This window comes from Algoriphagus algorifonticola (assembly GCF_007655305.1).
Classification (GTDB): Bacteria; Bacteroidota; Bacteroidia; order Cytophagales; family Cyclobacteriaceae; genus Algoriphagus; species Algoriphagus algorifonticola.
This window is the reverse complement of sequence record NZ_VLOG01000008.1, coordinates 18196-34702: the sequence shown is the minus strand read 5'-3', so window position 1 is coordinate 34702 and position 16507 is coordinate 18196. Positions and strand designations below refer to the sequence as shown.

Here is a 16507-nt window from a genome sequence, read left to right as displayed (position 1 = left end):
GTGTGTTTTTTAGGTTGATGATAAGTTTATTTGAATCCAATATAGCCCAAATACTTGCTATTTCAATCCTGAGGGCATTTTTTTTGAATTTTTTTTTATTCCCCGAAGGAAACTGCTATCTCAGAATTTCTGTATTGACCGCTAGTTAGCTTGTCTTTCACAGCTGCAAAGGCCTGAATAGTCTCTTTCACATCTTCCAAAGTGTGAACAGCAGTAGGGATTAAACGCAAGATAATCATGCCTTTAGGTACTACCGGGTAAATCACGACTGAACAGAAGATGTTATAATTTTCTCTTAAGTCATAAGAAAGAGCTGCAGCCTCGCCTACTGTTCCGTTCAAGACCACTGGAGTAACTGGAGAATTTGATTTTCCGGTGCTAAAACCGTTTTCATGAAGCCCACTTCTCAATGCATTGACTATTTTCCAGAGATTTGCCTTTAATTCTGGTTGGGTTTTTAGAAGCTCCAAACGCTTCAAAGCACCTTCTACCAAAAGCATAGGCAAAGACTTTGCAAAGATTTGAGATCTCATATTGAACCTCAAATAGTGAATTACTTTTTCTTCTCCTGCAATGAAAGCACCAATAGATGCCATAGATTTTGCGAATGTGGAGAAATAAAGGTCTACCTCTTCGATTACTCCCTGCTCTTCATGAGTTCCGGCACCGGTTTGTCCCATAGTTCCGAAACCATGAGCATCGTCAACCAATAAACGGAATTCGAATTTCTTTTTCAGTTCGCAGATTTCTTTGAGTTTGCCCTGATCTCCGGTCATACCGAAAACACCTTCAGTAATTACAAGAATGCCTCCTCCTGTTTCTGCTGCAAGTTTGGTTGCTCTTTCCAACTGCTTTTCACAGTTTTCGATATCATTATGAGGGAAAACGTACCTTTTTCCCATGTGCATTCTCAATGCATCAATAATACAGGCGTGACATTCTGAGTCATATACTACTACATCTTTTCTGTCCAAAAGAGCATCAATTACAGACATGATGCCTTGATAGCCATAATTTAATAAGTAGGCCTTCTCTTTGCCTACGAACTCAGCCAATTCATCCTCCAGTTTTTCGTGGAGTGAGGTTTGGCCTGACATCATTCTAGCTCCCATTGGGTATGCTGCACCCCATTTGGCTGCTGCATCAGCGTCAGTTTTCCTTACTTCAGGATGATTGGCCAGACCCAAATAATTATTCAGAGACCAAGTCAATACCTCTCTTCCCTGAAATTTCATACGGGGAGCAATCTCGCCCTCTAGTTTAGGGAACATGTAATAGCCATCTGAAAACTGAGAGTGTTTGCCCAGCGGGCCCAGATTGGTGTGTAGTTTTGCAAATAGATCCAAAGCTTATTGAATTTAAGTGATAAAGATTTTGCAATGATTTATTCATTCAAAATCCGCCAAAAATAAAACTTAAATGCCTACCAAGCAAAAATCCCTTGTCTTACTGCTGCTTTCTTAACATTCCTCAAAATAATTTCCTTAATTCGCTTTTGACTTTGTACCATACCCAAATAAGATTAGAGATCATGCCAAGTATTAAAAAATTGCTTGTAGCCAATAGAGGAGAGATTGCCCTTAGAATCATGCGCTCAGCAAAGGAAATGGGAATTAAAACCGTTGCAGTTTATTCAGAAGCTGATAGATTATCCCCCCATGTCAAATTTGCTGATGAGGCTATTTGCTTAGGACCGCCACCTTCTAATCAGTCCTATTTATTGGCAGATAAAATAATTGAGGCATGTAAAGAATTAGGAGTAGATGCCATTCATCCCGGATATGGGTTTTTATCAGAAAATGCGGGTTTTTCCCAAAAAGTCAGTGATGCAGGGATTATTTTTGTAGGGCCTTCCCCAGAATCTATTGAGGTTATGGGGAGTAAATTGGCAGCTAAGCAGGCGGTTTCTAAGTATGATATTCCATTGGTTCCGGGGACAGAAGAGGCCATTTCAGATATTGCGGCTGCTAAATCTAAGGCTCAAGAAATCGGATATCCAATCCTGATCAAGGCGAGCGCAGGAGGAGGAGGAAAGGGAATGCGGATTGTAGAATCTGAAGCGGAATTTGAGGAGCAGATGCAAAGGGCTGTTTCTGAGGCACAATCTGCTTTTGGAGATGGTGCTGTATTTATTGAAAAATTCATCACTTCTCCACGACATATAGAAATTCAAATTTTGGGCGATCAGCATGGAAATATTGTTTATCTATTTGAAAGAGAGTGTTCTATTCAGAGAAGACACCAAAAAGTAATTGAAGAAGCGCCTTCAGCCGTAGTGACTCCAGAAATGAGAAAAGCCATGGGAGAGGCAGCTGTGGGAGTGGCGAAGGCATGTAATTATTATGGTGCCGGAACAGTGGAATTCATTGTGGACGATAAATTGAACTTTTATTTCCTTGAGATGAATACCCGCCTTCAGGTAGAGCATCCTGTGACAGAGATGATTACAGGAAAGGATTTGGTAAAAGAGCAAATCTGGGTGGCTGAAGGAAAAAAATTGAACTTTGTTCAAGAGGATTTAAAAATCAACGGACATTCATTGGAAGTTCGTGTTTATGCAGAAGATCCGAGAAACAACTTTTTACCGGATATTGGGAAATTAATTACCTATAGAAGACCTCAAGGACCTGGAATTCGTGTGGATGATGGGTTTGAGGAAGGTATGGATATACCTATTTATTATGATCCAATGATTGCCAAACTAATCACGCATGCAGAATCTAGAGAGGCTGCGATAGACAGAATGTTGAGGGCAATTGAGGATTATGAGATTACTGGAATTCAAACCACATTGGATTTTTGTCGTTTTGCTTTAGAGCATGAGGCCTTCGTCAGTGGAAATTTCGATACCAAATTCGTGGAAAGGTACTTTACTCCTGAAGTTTTGGATCAGAAGCTCTCTCCTGAAGAAGAAGAAATGTTAGCTGCTTTGGCAGTTGAATTTTTCAATGCTCAAAAATCAAAATCAACAAACAAAACTACCGAGTCTAACCCTTCCCAATCTACCAGTATGTGGAGGAATAGATTAAAATAATATGGCTGAAATACTACCATTAAGAGCTTGGAGGTATGCTGAGAAGTTTAGCTCTAAGTTGGAAGAACTTACTGCCCCACTTTTTGATGTGGTTTCTGAAAAGCAGAGAGAGCAACTCTATCAAAATCCTCTAAATAGTATACACCTTTCTGTACCTAAAGGTCCCAAGCCTATAGAAAGAGTGAAGAATACTATATCAGAATGGAAAAAAGAGGGGATTATTTCTCAGGATATGCTTCCCGGAATTTATGTCTATTATCAATATTTCAGGCTTCCTGGAGAGCATGATGAGCGATGTCGAAAAGGGTTTATAGCTCAGATTAAAGCCTATAATTGGGAAGAAAAACAGATTTTAAGGCATGAGAATACGATAGTCTCTGCGGTAAATGATAGAGTTGATCTTTTGAAGGCATCTAAAATCCAGGCAAGTCCCACTCATGGATTGTATGAGGACGAGGAATTCCAATTGGAGAAATACATGGATGCAGCTATTGAATCCCCATTATATGAATTGGAGGATTACCAAGGAGTAAGGGAAGTTTTAGCAGTGATTCATGACGCAAGAGTTATTCAAAAGTTTTTGACCCTAATTCAAAAAAAGCAAATCATATTAGCAGATGGCCATCATCGCTTAGAAGGAGCTATTTCTTATCGTAACTCAATGAATGGAGCATATCAGGATAAGAAGTGGAAGGCTCATGATTATCATCTGATGTATTTAACCAATGCATTGGCGAATGATCTCAAAATTCTTCCTACCCATCGGCTATTTTATAATATGGAAATAGAGCAATCCACATTAATGAATAAGTTGGAGGATTGGTTTGTAGTCAAAAAATTCCCAGATCCGGATGAATTAGGCAATTATGCTTTTCATAAATCCCATACTTATGGTTTGGTAATAGGAGAGGAGTCCTATTTCTTGGAGCTGAAGGAAGAGAAGTTTAAAAATTTAAATTTGAACCTAGCTCCTGCTTTGAAAAACTTAGATTTAGTAGCTTTACATGAAGTTCTGTTTAACCAGATTTTAGGAATCCCATCCGAAGAACAAAGGAAATCACCCAAAATTGCCTATGAAAGAAATTTTGCGCGTTGTATTAGAGAAGTAAGATCCGGAAAAGCAACCTTTGCTTTAATTACCAGAGAATTAGAGATGGAGCAAGTTTTGGAGGTTTGTAAATCCGGAGAAATGATGCCGCAGAAATCTACTTATTTTTATCCTAAAGCTCTTGGAGGATTGATTTTTGCGAGTATTGATCAAGACGAATTTGACTATGAATATGACGCCTTTTTTGAAAAAACTGAAGGACAAAAAGCTCATCTTAGCATCTAATTCTCCGAGAAGACAAGAGCTTCTAAAAGGGTTAGAGCTGGAATTTGAAATCAAAGTCAACCCTGTGGATGAGACGATTCCGCCAGATATTCCTGCGGAATATGTGGCGGCTTATCTCTCTAGGTTGAAATCAGAATCTTATCCTGAGGAACTTAAAGAAAATGAAATCCTCATTACATCTGATACTGTTGTCATCGAAAAAGGCCATGTTCTGGGCAAACCTAATTCAGAACAACAGGCTTTCGACATGATCAAAAGTTTATCCGGTGCTACGCATACAGTGATGACGGCTGTTACCATCAAGGATAGAAACAAGAGGATCACGCTTGAGGATGAAACGAAGGTAACCTTTCGATTTTTGGAAGAAGAAGAGATTTGGCATTATATCCGAGAATATAAGCCTTTCGATAAGGCGGGAGCTTATGGAATTCAGGAATGGATTGGATTTATAGGAGTTGCAAGTATTGAAGGATCTTACTTCAATGTAATGGGATTTCCCTTGCATTTGGTTTATGAGCAATTGAAAAAGTGGTAATATTATTTGAGTAGTTGCTCCAAACTTACTTTCAGAATTTGCCCCATATTTTGGCAAGACATGAACTTTTGGTTCTTATAATGTCTTGCCAATTCTTTTCTCAGGCTATCCACGTTTTGCAAAGGAGCAATATGATCCTTTTCCATAGCGTTTAAAATTCCCTCGATTTCATGATAGGAAGACTTCAACCTAGTGGCGATCAAGGCTCTTTCTTCTCGTTGATATTGCCTCATAGATTCAGGAGTGATGTATTTCATTCCCAATTGAATTAAGACATTATTTTCCTTGAAATATTGAGGCAAATAAATAGACTTTTTACCTTCATAGGTTTGCTGATCAAAATCAATCGCCCTGATTCTATAATGCGTCTCTTCGAAATCAGGCGTTACGTCTATTACAAAATTAGAGGAGTGCATATCTCCCAAAAGTCTTACAAAGCAACGCTCATTGAATTTAACGAACTCTTTGGCGAGTCGAATAGGGTTCAGATGTGGATCTGCCATGTGAAGACGCATAAATTTATCTCCAGGAATACCTGCGATATGTTCCTCAATCAAGGTATTTTGATGAACGAGGTAACTGATTCTGTTGGGAGAAAGCAGATGTTCCAATTCCAATCCATATACTCTGGATGCGTCTGCATTTTTAATGTAGAAATAGTCAAAATTATCATTGATCCGGTTTACAATCCTTACTCGAAAAGGCTGCGTGTTACCATAAATACATAGATCAATTCGATCTACATACAGGTGATCCATCACAGACATATCTCCTCCGGCTTTCAGAATAGCATAGATCTTTTTGACATTTAAATGGATTTCTTCTCGGTCTGATTGATCATAAAATACTGTCTCCCAAAATGTGTCCTGATCTTTGGAATCATATAAAGCAATCGAATCAGTATATCTTAACAGTTCATGATAATGAATGGGTATATCTACTTCTCTGGAATATTCCAGTAGATAGTTTCTCAGTTCTGAGCTGATTTTGTAAACTTTTTTCTTTTTGCTGATCAATGCCATTTCAAAAATCAACTTGTTGGCTTTTCTTCAGATTTCTGTCAAATATAAATGGGCCAAAGGGTAAGACAGAAGCGATTAAGGCAAATAGAGTTCGACTGAAATTCCAATTTAGCTTTGAAGCTGTAGGGAATACAGTATAGATGTAAATAATGAAAAGTAGCCCATGTACCCAGCCAATAACTGTTACAGCCTGAGGCAAATCCATCATGTATTTCAATGGCATGGCAATAAATAAGAGCACCAAAAATGATATTCCTTCAATCAAACTGATCCATTTAAATCGTTTGGCCCACAGGCTTTGCTCTGGAGTTAATTTTTTCATTTGGATATATTAAAGAGAAGTTTCAAAGCGTTCCAGGTTTTAATTTTTAAATTTTTATCCTCTGAAATGGCTGTGAGAGAATCTGCGAACAAATACTCCGTTTCCTCCTCTGTGTGAATTTGATAGTCGTGGATGGGAAGCGCATTGATTGGGTGTTTGATTTTGCCGAACTTCAGCACAATATGGGCATTGATTGCCTGAAATTCCTCTAGGCTTTTTCCATGCAGTTCTTCCGAACTTACTAATCCAACTTCGCTCATACTATGCCCTACTGCCTGTATCATTTTCACAAGCATATCCATCACAGCATCACTGAGCGCTGCCTCCTCATGTAAAATCAGAATCCCTTTTTCAAACTTGCCACGAACTTTAATAGGTTCTATTTCAACCTCTTCAATTTCAGGCTTTAATTCATCAGGTTTGATTGGTTCTTCTAGAGTTGTATGGGGGACCTCATTTTTCTTGACAGGCTCTGATTTAGTGTCAGATTCCTGGTTTTTCAATTCAGATTGATCTTCCTCGAAAAGATAAATCGGTTCTTGAAGTATGTATTTTAATTCACCAAGTGATAAATTTTCCATGTCTGAAAATTGCTCAAAAAATCCCCTTAAGCCAAAAAAAGGGAAGACTTTGTGCCTTCCCTGATCATTATTTTGTGATGTCTAGATTGAATATGGATTTCAACTCCACTGCATCTTCTGGTTTCATTCTTTTTGCTAAAACCAATCTCAGTTGCCTTCTCCTCAATGCCCCTTCGAAAAGCTCCTCTTCTTCACCTGTCTCAGGTACTACCTCAGGCACTTCTATGGGCTTCCCGTTTTGATCTACCGCAACAAATGTAAAGAAAGCTCTATGCGTAGTGATTTTTGTACTGGCAGGAATATCTTCTGCTGTTACTTCAATATAAACCTCCATTGAGGAATTGAAAGCCCTTGTTACTTTGGATTCCAATGTGACCACATTGCCAAGTTTAATGGGCTGCTTGAATGAAATGCTATCAGCTGAAGCTGTGACTACAATTCGGTTGGAATGCTTCTGAGCAGCGATGGCTGCAACCACATCCATCCAATGCATCAACCTTCCCCCCATGAGATTATTCAGTGTATTTGTGTCATTAGGTAGCACCATTTCTGTCATGATGGTAGCTGATTCCCTTGCAAATTTTTTCTTAGCCATAATCTTTAATTTCAACAAAAATAAAAATTAAATTTCTTAAAGCATTATATGAAAATATATTTTCAAAATATTATTCTGAAAAATCTCTTAATTCTATTTCCATCCATCTTTTCCCAATAAGGGTACAAAAGCGAAGTAATCAAATTCTTCCCTTTCTAATTTTCCTCCTGCCTTCTTGGTGATTTTTACCATAGCTTGTTTACTTCTATCCCCAACAGGAATGACTAAAACTCCTCCAACCTTCAATTGTTGGGTTAGAGCTTCAGGTACTACCGGAGCTCCAGCAGTTACGATAATCTTATCGTAAGGGGCGAATTGAGGAAGACCTCCTGTACCATCTCCATAAAACAGGTTCATTTCTATTCCCAGTCTTTTCAAAAATTTCTGGGTACCCTCAAAAAGTTTTTTTTGATATTCAATTGTATAAACCTCAGCTCCTAAAAGGTGTAGTATGCTTGCTTGGTATCCGGATCCAGTTCCAATTTCCAAAACTTTATCGCCTTGCTGAATATCCAACAGTTCAGTCTGAAAGGCTACTGTATAAGGTTGCGAGATTGTCTGACCCTCACCTATCGGAAATGCTTTGTCTTCATAGGCATGTGAAATTAAAGCGGAATCAAAGAAAAAATGTCTGGGTAAGGCATTGATTGCATCCAAAACACGTTGACTTTGAATTCCTTTCTTTTTGAGTTCAGCTACAAGTGCTTTTCTTTTTCCTTTATGGAGGTAAGTATCTTCTAATTTAAGCAGTGGCATTGAATATTGAGTTTCAGTCGAAGTTAAAGGATATTTTGGCTTAATTTGAAACCTCAAGCGGCAAAAATTGCTTATTCACTGAAAGCCAGTTCAAAGAAAATATATGTTTACAGGAATCATCGAATCATTCGGAGTCATTCAAAATATTACCAAAGAAGGTTCAAATGTTCACTTTGACTTAGAGTCAGAAATTTGTTCGGAATTAAAAATTGATCAATCGGTCGCTCATGATGGGGTATGTTTAACTGTGGTAAGAACAGACCCCAAAGCCTACAGAGTAACGGCCATTGATGAAACTATTCAAAAAACCAATCTTTCAGCATGGGAAGTGGGAAAGAAAGTTAACCTGGAAAGATGTATGCCTGCAAATGGAAGGTTTGATGGGCACATCGTTCAGGGACATGTCGACCAAACCGGAGTAGTGAAAAATATCAAAGATCAGGATGGATCCTGGATTTTCGATTTGGAATTCGATCCTGCTACAGGAAATGTGACTGTTGAAAAGGGGTCAATTACCATTAATGGAACTAGTCTGACATGTTTTAATTCAGGTCCGGGAAGATTTTCAGTTGCGATTATCCCTTATACCTTCGAGCATACTAATTTTCATCAATTACAGGTAGGAGATAAGGTCAATTTGGAATTTGACATTGTGGGCAAATACATTCAAAGAATCTTGAGAGGTTATCCTCAACCCTAATCGAAATATTGCTTTTTGAATAGAAAATAATAGGGGTTGAACATATGGTGCTTGAAGAGTTTTCCTTCTTCATCAGGGAAACTTTCCCTATACTCTTCATCAGGTAAAAGCACAATGAATGTACCCACACGTACAAAATGATTGCTGGGGAAAAAAGTGGGAGATTCATAATCAGGATATAGTTTCAATACCTGCTTTCCTGCATACTTCCCAAGAAATTTTTGGAAATTTTTTGTAGATTTTTTGGTTGGCTTATCCAGTTTTTTGTAAACCTTCTTGAAAATTAGGTTTCTTGGAAATTTCTGGGCCTTGATGATTCCTGAAACATTAGAGAAAGGATTTGTGCTATTAAAATCGTCAACTGTCTGGACTGAAAAAGGAACCTCAGGAACCCAATCGGATGCATTGACAACATTAAAAGCCCAACCACCTTGATTCATGTATTCATAATCATAGGCGAAGTATAAATTACCCGGTTTAGGCGCGGCAGAGCAGTAAGTTTTAACTCTAATTTTTGAGGGCAAACTCCTTGATTGGTTTTTAACATTGAGCATTGCGCTAACCAAATATGCAATGGCACCACCTTGAGAATGGCCTGCTATTATAAAGTCTTGATATCCATTTGCAATCAGTGAATCTATTTTGGGTGTCATAGTTTCGGACAAAGCAGCGGTTGCAAAAGTCCACCCCACATGAACGGCCGCATTTGGGTTTTCTGCAAATTTGTAATCAAATGTGTAATCCTCTCGTATTTTCATGGATCCAGATGCAGGGATCATTGCAGCGTAGAAGTTTGCCAGCCAACTCGTAGGACTCTGAACTGTTCCTCTGATAGCTATTACAGCAATTTTCTCAGATTCTTGGAGCCAAAGACTCCATTTATTTTCAAGTCCTACCACCGGTGAATCATATAATTTTTCAAAAGCCGTTGGGATAGGTATACCAACTTTCATACTGTCTGGCAGTCCATGGGTGAAAACACCGAGAAGTTGCAAGTATTCATCAGCTTCAAAACCTGGTTTTAATTGAGCAAAAGCTTGGAATGCTAGTAAAACCGTTATAACTAGACTTGTAGATAATTTTTTCATAAAAAAAGATAACATCTTTAAAAATAAGGAGTTTTTTAACTTTTTGAATATCAGTTTAATTTAAACTAAGAGAATTAGTATTCATGTCTTTTACTAATCTAAAGCCGACATTCGACGTGCCGGAATCAAATGCCTGACCTTGCCTTGCTGAGGGTCTATAGTTGACACAATAATTCTCTGCACATAAAAAAGAGCCTCCTTTGATTACTCTTTCTTGTGCAAAGGGGTTGTCTGGATTGTAGCAAGGGTTCATCCCTGCATCTAGTTTGGGAGCTTTTCCCGCAATTCTGGCAAACTTGAGTGCATCATACCAGTCGCTTGTCAATTCCCATACATTCCCGATCATATCATAAAGGCCAAAGCCATTTGGAGCAAAAGATTTTACCGGTGAAGTGCCAGTGAAACCGTCCTTTCCCAAGTTTTCATTAGGAAAGCTTCCTTGAAACGTATTAGCTAAATATTGTCCATTGGGCGTTAATTCATCTCCCCAGGCGAATCGCTTCCCATTGATTCCTCCTCTTGCGGCAAATTCCCACTCAACTTCAGAAGGTAATCTTTTTCCCGACCAATCTGCAAAGGCTACTGCATCTTCAAAGGCAATATGAACTACGGGATGATTTTCTCTTCCTTCAAGATTGGAGATCGGTCCTTCTGGATGTCTCCAATTAGCTCCATTGACCCAGCTCCACCAAAGGGAAATATCTTGAAGCGGTACAGGAAAAGGTGGAGGTGTGAAAACCATTGAGCCGGGAACGAGCACAGAATCATCGGGTTTTGGCGTTCCGGGAGGAAGTTGCTTTTTCAGTTCTTCCCAATCAATAGGTCTTTCGGCTACGGTTAGGTAGCCAGTTTCATTTATAAACTTCTGAAATTCCTGATTAGTGACTTCATGCTCATCCATCCAAAAACTTTGAACTTCGATTTGAACAGCGGGTTTTTCAGCATCATAGGCATCTGCATCATTGGTGCCCATAGTAAATTTTCCACCAGGTATCCAAACCATTCCTTCAGGTGTGTTTGTGGGTTTTACAAATTGGTTTTGGATTATATCTTGATCAGGACCGCTTATTTCAGTATTTCTTGTCGAGCAAGAATTACTTAAAAGAATGAGTTTAATTAAGAAAACACTTGATAGTGCTTTATAAATCTTCATAATTTTAGAGAATTGAATTTCTTTTTTATTGTCACCTTTTCGAAAACTTGAATTTAACCCACTTTTAAAGTAGTAAATATTCAGAGAATTGTGAAAGTAGGAAGAAGGCCTATTTCAAGTAGATCTCAACTCCAAAACTTATCGCTTTGATATAGCAAAGCTATTTGGAGTACATTCATTCAAATGACTCAAAAGAATAAATTTGTGTGTTTAATTGGAATGTAAAATAAAGAGAATTTAACAGGTGGTAAAACAAATGATTTTTATTTTCACTTAAAATTCAATTGTTCTATTCTATTTACGACTTTTTTCCGGAGTTTATTGAAAAATTGGTGCCTTTCCTTTTCTCCAACCTGGCTTATTTGAGTGGATTTTTTTATCAGGTTTTCAAGGTTTCTGAACATACCTTCATTAAATAACGGATCAGATGTTCCAATAAAAAATATAACGCTGTAATTCAGATAGGTGATTTTTATATCGTCGAGCTTTACAAAAAATGTATTGTCACCTATTACAAATTCATTGACTAAAAAGTTGTAATCAGAATTCTCAGAATTGGGTAGCTGTCCTGGCAGGAATTTCTTCCCATATTCTGCCATTTTAGATAAATGATCTATTACTTCAAGTACGCACTGGTAAAGCTTCAAAGTGTCCTTTGAAGAGGGAATAACTCCCATATCATGATACAAATCTATTTGTCTTAAAGTAGTATTAATTCCCTCTAAATTCCATATTTCGGTAGTAGGGATTTTATTATACGTCTTGAGAATTCTCTGAGTCAAATCAGAATATTCCGTATTATCAATTCGATCTAGAGAAAACTGTTGATTTTTAAAATTCTCATTGAAAAGGATAGATTTTTGCCAGAAAAAAAATTTAAATGAAGCCAATTCAGCATGATAGTAATGGTACCAAGGAGGCATATCTTTAAGTAGAAAGTAAATATGCTTTTCTTTGAATGAATTTACCATCTCTAATTGCGCCAAAACATCTACCATCCAAGAATGAAAATTTTCTTCTCCAAAATCATTTTGGTTACCTTGAAATACGATTGTATTGGATTGGGAACTGATCAGTTTATCAATAGAAACATTGTATTTTTTACACAGTAAATATATTTCTTCAAAATCCAGGAGTTTTTCACCTCTAATTCTTCTGTAAGCACTATCAATGCTCACATTTAGAACTTCCGCCACCTCATCCACCAAAGAGGAATAGGAAGGGATAGAGTTCTTCAAGTTTTGAAAAAATAAAACTTGAGTAAAATTCGGTTTAGTGGGATCACTCATTGAAATAATGTTTTAAACAGTCCTGATAGACTGTTTATATTGTATGAATTTAGATAAAAATAAAATAATATTTTGCAATGAAGATTGAATAAAACCCTCCATTTTTCAATAAATGGAGGGCTGTCATTAGTTCAAGGAGTTTGGTTTTTTGGGATTAAAAAGAATGAAAATCCTAAAGAAAACTGTCCAACTGAACCATTACTAATGATTCTGCCATATTCTGCCCGCCAAGCATATTTTTTGAAATCTTTACTAGCTGATAAACCAAAGTTTGTGGCAAAATTTCCGGAACAGTCCTCGCAAATATTTAAAAGATATTTGGGTGCAACAGTAAATTCTAAACGATCTTTTACAATTGGTTGGGTATAAAAAACCGTTGGATGAATTTGCCAAAAATCCAGTTTTCCTTCCTGAAGCATGGCACCTGCCGGAAGAAAGAATGCTAATCTATCTGGTATTAATGAAAACTTTGGGCCGATCCCAAGAACTGTGACGGCGGTATTGTCTTCCTCATTTAACCAATTAGATTCATATTTGGCCCTAATGTCTATTTTATCACTTAGTCCTACTCCTATATTTCCGCCAACATGCGAAGCTCCTTTATCTTCACTGTCTAAACCCGTAATAGTGTAATAAGGTGTTGCTTCTACTTGACCTTTACCTAAAGTCCTGGCACTTTGTAGGTCGGAAAATACAGGAACACAAGCTACAGATAGTACTGGAAAGCTTACAGCTATCAGTATTTTTTTTGAAATTTTAATTAGAGTTTTCATAGGATTATGGGTTTTGTTTTATGGTTTGTAAATCTTGGAAGTAGAATTCCATCATTTTTTTTGTGACTATGTCTGATTTGGGTGGTAAAGTATTGAAGAGCCAATCCCATAGAACAGTACTAAAACTAAATCCATGGTTTGGACGAATAGAATGATGAAGTATGTGATTTCTTTGAACTCTAGGCATAAGTACCCCTCCAATTGGCCTGTGTAGGAGGTAATGCAGAAAAGTGTAATTAGATAGTCCAACAAGGAATCCCAGTAGATTCATCATAAATCCACCCATTTGAAAAGCATAAAATGCTACTATTGAAATAATCAGGAGTATGAAAAGTCGGTGCTTTATATTGATTTTGATATCCTGAGGATTTCTATGATGATAGCGGTGATTGATGATATCCTTTTTTGCTTGTGGAACAATCAACTCATGCATAAAGAATCTGTGAACAGCGTATTCAAAAAATGTCCAGAAAAACCAACCTGAACAAAACAAGAGGCTATTGCTTAAAAATTGGTTTTCTGATAATAAGAAACCAATACCTGAAAATGCAGACACAATGAAAAATCCAATAATAAGGCATGGGCCTAAGGATATTGATTTGGGAGCTTTGAGATAAGTGTTCATAATTTTTTTTATGAAAATTATCTCTCATTTTGCCCTTTGTGAAACCGAGATTAAGAACGAGGAATCGCCATTTTGGCAAAAAATGCAAATGGTTCTATTTCTGATATTTGAGATTAGTTATTTTTACTAGAGCTATATTTTGAATCTCTTAAAAAAGTGAATTTTAGTAAAAATTTCGGCTGAAAAAGCAAAGCATCAAAGTTTCACAAGGGAGTTTATTGCTCCTATGGCTTTATAAATGGGTTTCTTTGAAATTTACGATGGCTTATAACTATTTAACCCGGATTATGCATTAGAATCTGTAGTGAGAGGTCAAACCGCAATAAAATCAAGTATTTAGCGAATGAAGCATAGCACTGCTACGGTGATTGAGCTAAATACAGCAAAGTGATTGATTTTGAAGCGGTTTGGACTCGTAATAAGAAGTCTACTGCATATTTCGGGTTTAACATTATCACTAATCAGTAGCGGATTTTAGTAGGCCATGCTGGAAAGAAAAAAAAGCGGCTCGAAAGCCGCTTTTGTCTTGTAATAATTTGAGATTATTCACCCGCATGCGCGGCTGCGTGAAGTTTTCCCAATTCTTGATCAATAGTCCACAAACCAATGCCTTCTTCTCCAATAATGTCAAATAGCTCCAACGCTCTCCTTGACATGGTTTCTTCTTCTCGCTGCTCATTGACATACCACTGCATAAAGCTGAAAGTGGCAAAATCCTTTGCAGAAAAGGCATGGTCTACAATTGAATTGATAGACTTAGTAACCTTGATTTCATGCTCTAAGATCAACTCGAAAATCTCTTTTAAGGAATTAAAATGATTTCTGATTCCGGTAATCTCGGGTTGGATGGCATGTCCTCCTGCCTCATTCACATATTGAAAGATTTTCATCATGTGCATTCTTTCCTCATCAGCATGAGTATAGAGATACTTGGCAGCATTTTCATAACCCATCATATCGCACCAAGATGCCATTGAAAGATAATAGGCAGAGGATTTTCCCTCCATCTCAATCTGTTTATTCAGTAAAGCTTCTGTGTCATGCAGCAAAGATCGCTGCAGTGTGACTATTTCCTTTTGTTTCATCTGTTTATAATTTGTTTTTTAGAGGTCAGATGGAATGCCATGTTTTATCATCCACCTGAGCTAGAAGATATTATCATGGGCATTTCATAGCGATGTTATTTATACCAAATTAACCATTTCTAGGTACCAAGGTTCCAAAATTGCTTTTTGTACAAGAAATTTAGAATTGATTTAATTAAATAGGTTTTATATCGCATTTAAATTTTCCCTCTATCTGGTCAAAGGAGAAGGAAATACGGGTAACCCTTCAGCACCTTTTTCGGAAACAGACTGAACAGCGAAGAAATAATTATCCTTGGAGTATGGTAATGTTAGGTTGGTATCTGTGGTGAAAAATTTCTTTTCCCAAACGGGGGAGGAGGTTTCACGCATCAAGACATAGTAACCCTTAACTTTTCCAACTTTCGGAGCTTCCCATACCAAGATGGAATGATTGCTCAATCCTCTCACATCAATTCTTACATTTTCTGGTTTACCGGCTGAATTCGCCAAGGTTGCCAATGAAGCCAAATTAACTCCTGAAACCTTTCTTAAATATTCAAAATCCATAAACTCAGGTAAGTCACCGTATTGTATACCATCTTCAACACGGACATTTTCATGCTGATAGTAGAAGTTTTCATTCATTTCCGACATTCTAACAGCAGTAAAACCGTTTCTGGCAAAAGCTGTCTGATCTCCACCTCTTAAGAATCTATCGGCTCTGTAAATCAATTTAACTTCAAATTGGTCCACATATCTTTCACCAAGCTCCTTGATATATCTTGCTAGAAGTCTGGAGTCAGAGTCATTATCCGAACCAGTATATCTTCTGATAGAAGCTTCTCTTTCAGTTTCAGCCACTGGAATAGTTTCTGAAAAAACTCTCATTTTGAGATTGTCTTTGATCAAAGTTCCGGATGATTCACTATTCCCTACAATATCATTATTGAGTACTGCAGCGATATTCCAACCTTCTTCATTGGCTTTATCCGACATGTAGGTGGCGCCCTTAAGACCTTGCTCTTCCCCTGTAAATGCCACAAATTTGATGGTGGTAGGAAAAGAATGTGAAGCCATGATTCTTGCCAATTCAATCACAGCCGCAGTACCGCTTCCATCATCATTGGCTCCAGGTGCCTGATTATCGGGATCCATTACATTTTTATTTCTTGAATCCATATGGGCGGAGATAATAAATATTCTGTTGTCGTTTGGATCCGTGCCCTTTATTGTAGCTACTACATTAGCCGCAGGGGAGTCTTTTTCTATTCTTCTTCCATCAGCAGGAATGGTAAAACGCTCGATTTCTGCACTCATTCTACCGGATGAGTTTTTGGCAAATTGATTAAATTTAGAAAGTACCCAGTTCTGAGCAGCAGGCATTCCACTTACTTCATCAGTATTTAATGTATGTCTAGAGTTAAATGAAGCCAGTTTTCTCACATAGGATTCCAAAGTATCCGCAGAAATTTCCTGAACCATTTGGTCTATTTCAGGATTTCGGATGATTAATGTTTGTGCAATGATCTGCTGGGAAAAAATCCCCAACAGTAGGGTGTATAAAATTTTACGCATGGTAAGGTTGATTAATTGCTTAAGCCTAAATTTACCCTCAGACTTTAAAATAACAGCAT

Annotated in this window: 17 protein-coding genes; 4 read left to right on the top strand and 13 right to left on the bottom strand. The window is 37.5% G+C overall.

The window, feature by feature from the left end:
• Nucleotides 1–95: 95 nt before the first annotated feature.
• Entirely contained in the window at nucleotides 96–1346 is a 1251-nt protein-coding gene (locus FL972_RS00825; RefSeq protein WP_144602385.1) for an aminotransferase class I/II-fold pyridoxal phosphate-dependent enzyme, read from the bottom strand.
• Between the two features lie 185 nt (nucleotides 1347–1531).
• Here FL972_RS00825 and accC point away from each other — a divergent pair, with 185 nt between their 5' ends.
• From accC to FL972_RS00810, 3 genes are read left to right on the top strand one after another with little or no spacing between them, the layout of a single operon-like run.
• Nucleotides 1532–3034 (top strand): acetyl-CoA carboxylase biotin carboxylase subunit, encoded by a 1503-nt coding sequence (gene accC, locus FL972_RS00820; RefSeq protein WP_144602383.1) that lies wholly within the window; start codon nucleotides 1532–1534, stop codon nucleotides 3032–3034.
• 1 nt (nucleotide 3035) lies between these two features.
• On the top strand, nucleotides 3036–4367 hold the full coding sequence (locus tag FL972_RS00815; protein ID WP_144602381.1) for a DUF1015 domain-containing protein: 1332 nt from the start codon (nucleotides 3036–3038) through the stop codon (nucleotides 4365–4367).
• Nucleotides 4327–4902: a Maf family nucleotide pyrophosphatase gene (locus tag FL972_RS00810; protein ID WP_250161252.1), complete on the top strand. Its 576-nt coding sequence runs from the start codon at nucleotides 4327–4329 to the stop codon at nucleotides 4900–4902. Before FL972_RS00815 ends, FL972_RS00810 begins: the two co-directional genes overlap by 41 nt.
• A 2-nt stretch (nucleotides 4903–4904) precedes the next feature.
• Here the strand turns inward: FL972_RS00810 and FL972_RS00805 are convergent, their stop codons facing one another.
• The 5 genes from FL972_RS00805 to FL972_RS00785 all read right to left on the bottom strand — a co-directional run bounded on the left by FL972_RS00805 (nucleotide 4905) and on the right by FL972_RS00785 (nucleotide 8172).
• A complete protein-coding gene (locus tag FL972_RS00805; protein WP_144602377.1) occupies nucleotides 4905–5924 on the bottom strand; it encodes a hypothetical protein in 1020 nt (339 codons plus the stop codon).
• A gap of 1 nt (nucleotide 5925) precedes the next feature.
• Nucleotides 5926–6246 (bottom strand): DUF3817 domain-containing protein, encoded by a 321-nt coding sequence (locus FL972_RS00800; RefSeq protein WP_144602375.1) that lies wholly within the window; start codon nucleotides 6244–6246, stop codon nucleotides 5926–5928.
• Nucleotides 6243–6827: a hypothetical protein gene (locus FL972_RS00795; protein WP_144602373.1), complete on the bottom strand. Its 585-nt coding sequence runs from the start codon at nucleotides 6825–6827 to the stop codon at nucleotides 6243–6245. The genes FL972_RS00800 and FL972_RS00795 overlap by 4 nt, the downstream gene beginning before the upstream one ends.
• A gap of 67 nt (nucleotides 6828–6894) precedes the next feature.
• Nucleotides 6895–7422 carry an acyl-CoA thioesterase gene (locus FL972_RS00790; RefSeq protein WP_144602371.1) on the bottom strand — a complete coding sequence of 176 codons (528 nt, stop codon included), beginning with the start codon at nucleotides 7420–7422 and terminating at the stop codon, nucleotides 6895–6897.
• Nucleotides 7423–7515: 93 nt separating this feature from the next.
• On the bottom strand, nucleotides 7516–8172 hold the full coding sequence (locus tag FL972_RS00785) for a protein-L-isoaspartate(D-aspartate) O-methyltransferase (RefSeq protein ID WP_144602738.1): 657 nt from the start codon (nucleotides 8170–8172) through the stop codon (nucleotides 7516–7518).
• 109 nt (nucleotides 8173–8281) lie between these two features.
• On the opposite strand from FL972_RS00785, the gene FL972_RS00780 reads away from it, so the two are divergent.
• Entirely contained in the window at nucleotides 8282–8878 is a 597-nt protein-coding gene (locus FL972_RS00780) for a riboflavin synthase (RefSeq protein ID WP_144602370.1), read from the top strand.
• Here the strand turns inward: FL972_RS00780 and FL972_RS00775 are convergent.
• From FL972_RS00775 to FL972_RS00745, 7 genes are all read right to left on the bottom strand, one after another.
• Complete coding sequence (locus tag FL972_RS00775; RefSeq protein ID WP_186299964.1) at nucleotides 8875–9966, bottom strand: lipase family protein; 1092 nt, start codon at nucleotides 9964–9966, stop codon at nucleotides 8875–8877. The two genes, FL972_RS00780 and FL972_RS00775, sit on opposite strands and share 4 nt — an antisense overlap.
• Nucleotides 9967–10021: 55 nt before the next feature.
• Entirely contained in the window at nucleotides 10022–11119 is a 1098-nt protein-coding gene (locus FL972_RS00770; RefSeq protein ID WP_144602366.1) for a formylglycine-generating enzyme family protein, read from the bottom strand.
• A gap of 269 nt (nucleotides 11120–11388) precedes the next feature.
• Nucleotides 11389–12408 carry a helix-turn-helix domain-containing protein gene (locus FL972_RS00765; RefSeq protein WP_144602364.1) on the bottom strand — a complete coding sequence of 340 codons (1020 nt, stop codon included), beginning with the start codon at nucleotides 12406–12408 and terminating at the stop codon, nucleotides 11389–11391.
• Between the two features lie 131 nt (nucleotides 12409–12539).
• Nucleotides 12540–13181 (bottom strand): hypothetical protein, encoded by a 642-nt coding sequence (locus tag FL972_RS00760; RefSeq protein WP_144602362.1) that lies wholly within the window; start codon nucleotides 13179–13181, stop codon nucleotides 12540–12542.
• 4 nt (nucleotides 13182–13185) lie between these two features.
• Nucleotides 13186–13806 (bottom strand): sterol desaturase family protein, encoded by a 621-nt coding sequence (locus FL972_RS00755; protein WP_144602360.1) that lies wholly within the window; start codon nucleotides 13804–13806, stop codon nucleotides 13186–13188.
• Between the two features lie 542 nt (nucleotides 13807–14348).
• Nucleotides 14349–14891 (bottom strand): ferritin, encoded by a 543-nt coding sequence (locus FL972_RS00750; protein WP_144602358.1) that lies wholly within the window; start codon nucleotides 14889–14891, stop codon nucleotides 14349–14351.
• A 210-nt stretch (nucleotides 14892–15101) separates the two neighbouring features.
• Nucleotides 15102–16448, bottom strand: coding sequence for a M28 family metallopeptidase (locus tag FL972_RS00745; protein ID WP_144602356.1), 1347 nt, complete (start codon nucleotides 16446–16448; stop codon nucleotides 15102–15104).
• Between the last annotated feature and the right edge of the window lie 59 nt (nucleotides 16449–16507).

Excerpts from the sequence above, each read along its gene's own strand:
- FL972_RS00795 (WP_144602373.1), bottom strand. The coding sequence starts at position 6,827 with ATGGAAAATTTATCACTTGGTGAATTAAAATACATACTTCAAGAACCG.
- FL972_RS00775 (WP_186299964.1), bottom strand. The coding sequence starts at position 9,966 with ATGAAAAAATTATCTACAAGTCTAGTTATAACGGTTTTACTAGCATTC.
- FL972_RS00815 (WP_144602381.1), top strand. The coding sequence starts at position 3,036 with ATGGCTGAAATACTACCATTAAGAGCTTGGAGGTATGCTGAGAAGTTT.
- FL972_RS00750 (WP_144602358.1), bottom strand. The coding sequence starts at position 14,891 with ATGAAACAAAAGGAAATAGTCACACTGCAGCGATCTTTGCTGCATGAC.
- FL972_RS00745 (WP_144602356.1), bottom strand. The coding sequence starts at position 16,448 with ATGCGTAAAATTTTATACACCCTACTGTTGGGGATTTTTTCCCAGCAG.
- FL972_RS00765 (WP_144602364.1), bottom strand. The coding sequence starts at position 12,408 with ATGAGTGATCCCACTAAACCGAATTTTACTCAAGTTTTATTTTTTCAA.
- FL972_RS00805 (WP_144602377.1), bottom strand. The coding sequence starts at position 5,924 with ATGGCATTGATCAGCAAAAAGAAAAAAGTTTACAAAATCAGCTCAGAA.
- FL972_RS00800 (WP_144602375.1), bottom strand. The coding sequence starts at position 6,246 with ATGAAAAAATTAACTCCAGAGCAAAGCCTGTGGGCCAAACGATTTAAA.
- accC (WP_144602383.1), top strand. The coding sequence starts at position 1,532 with ATGCCAAGTATTAAAAAATTGCTTGTAGCCAATAGAGGAGAGATTGCC.
- FL972_RS00780 (WP_144602370.1), top strand. The coding sequence starts at position 8,282 with ATGTTTACAGGAATCATCGAATCATTCGGAGTCATTCAAAATATTACC.
- FL972_RS00770 (WP_144602366.1), bottom strand. The coding sequence starts at position 11,119 with ATGAAGATTTATAAAGCACTATCAAGTGTTTTCTTAATTAAACTCATT.
- FL972_RS00755 (WP_144602360.1), bottom strand. The coding sequence starts at position 13,806 with ATGAACACTTATCTCAAAGCTCCCAAATCAATATCCTTAGGCCCATGC.
- FL972_RS00790 (WP_144602371.1), bottom strand. The coding sequence starts at position 7,422 with ATGGCTAAGAAAAAATTTGCAAGGGAATCAGCTACCATCATGACAGAA.
- FL972_RS00760 (WP_144602362.1), bottom strand. The coding sequence starts at position 13,181 with ATGAAAACTCTAATTAAAATTTCAAAAAAAATACTGATAGCTGTAAGC.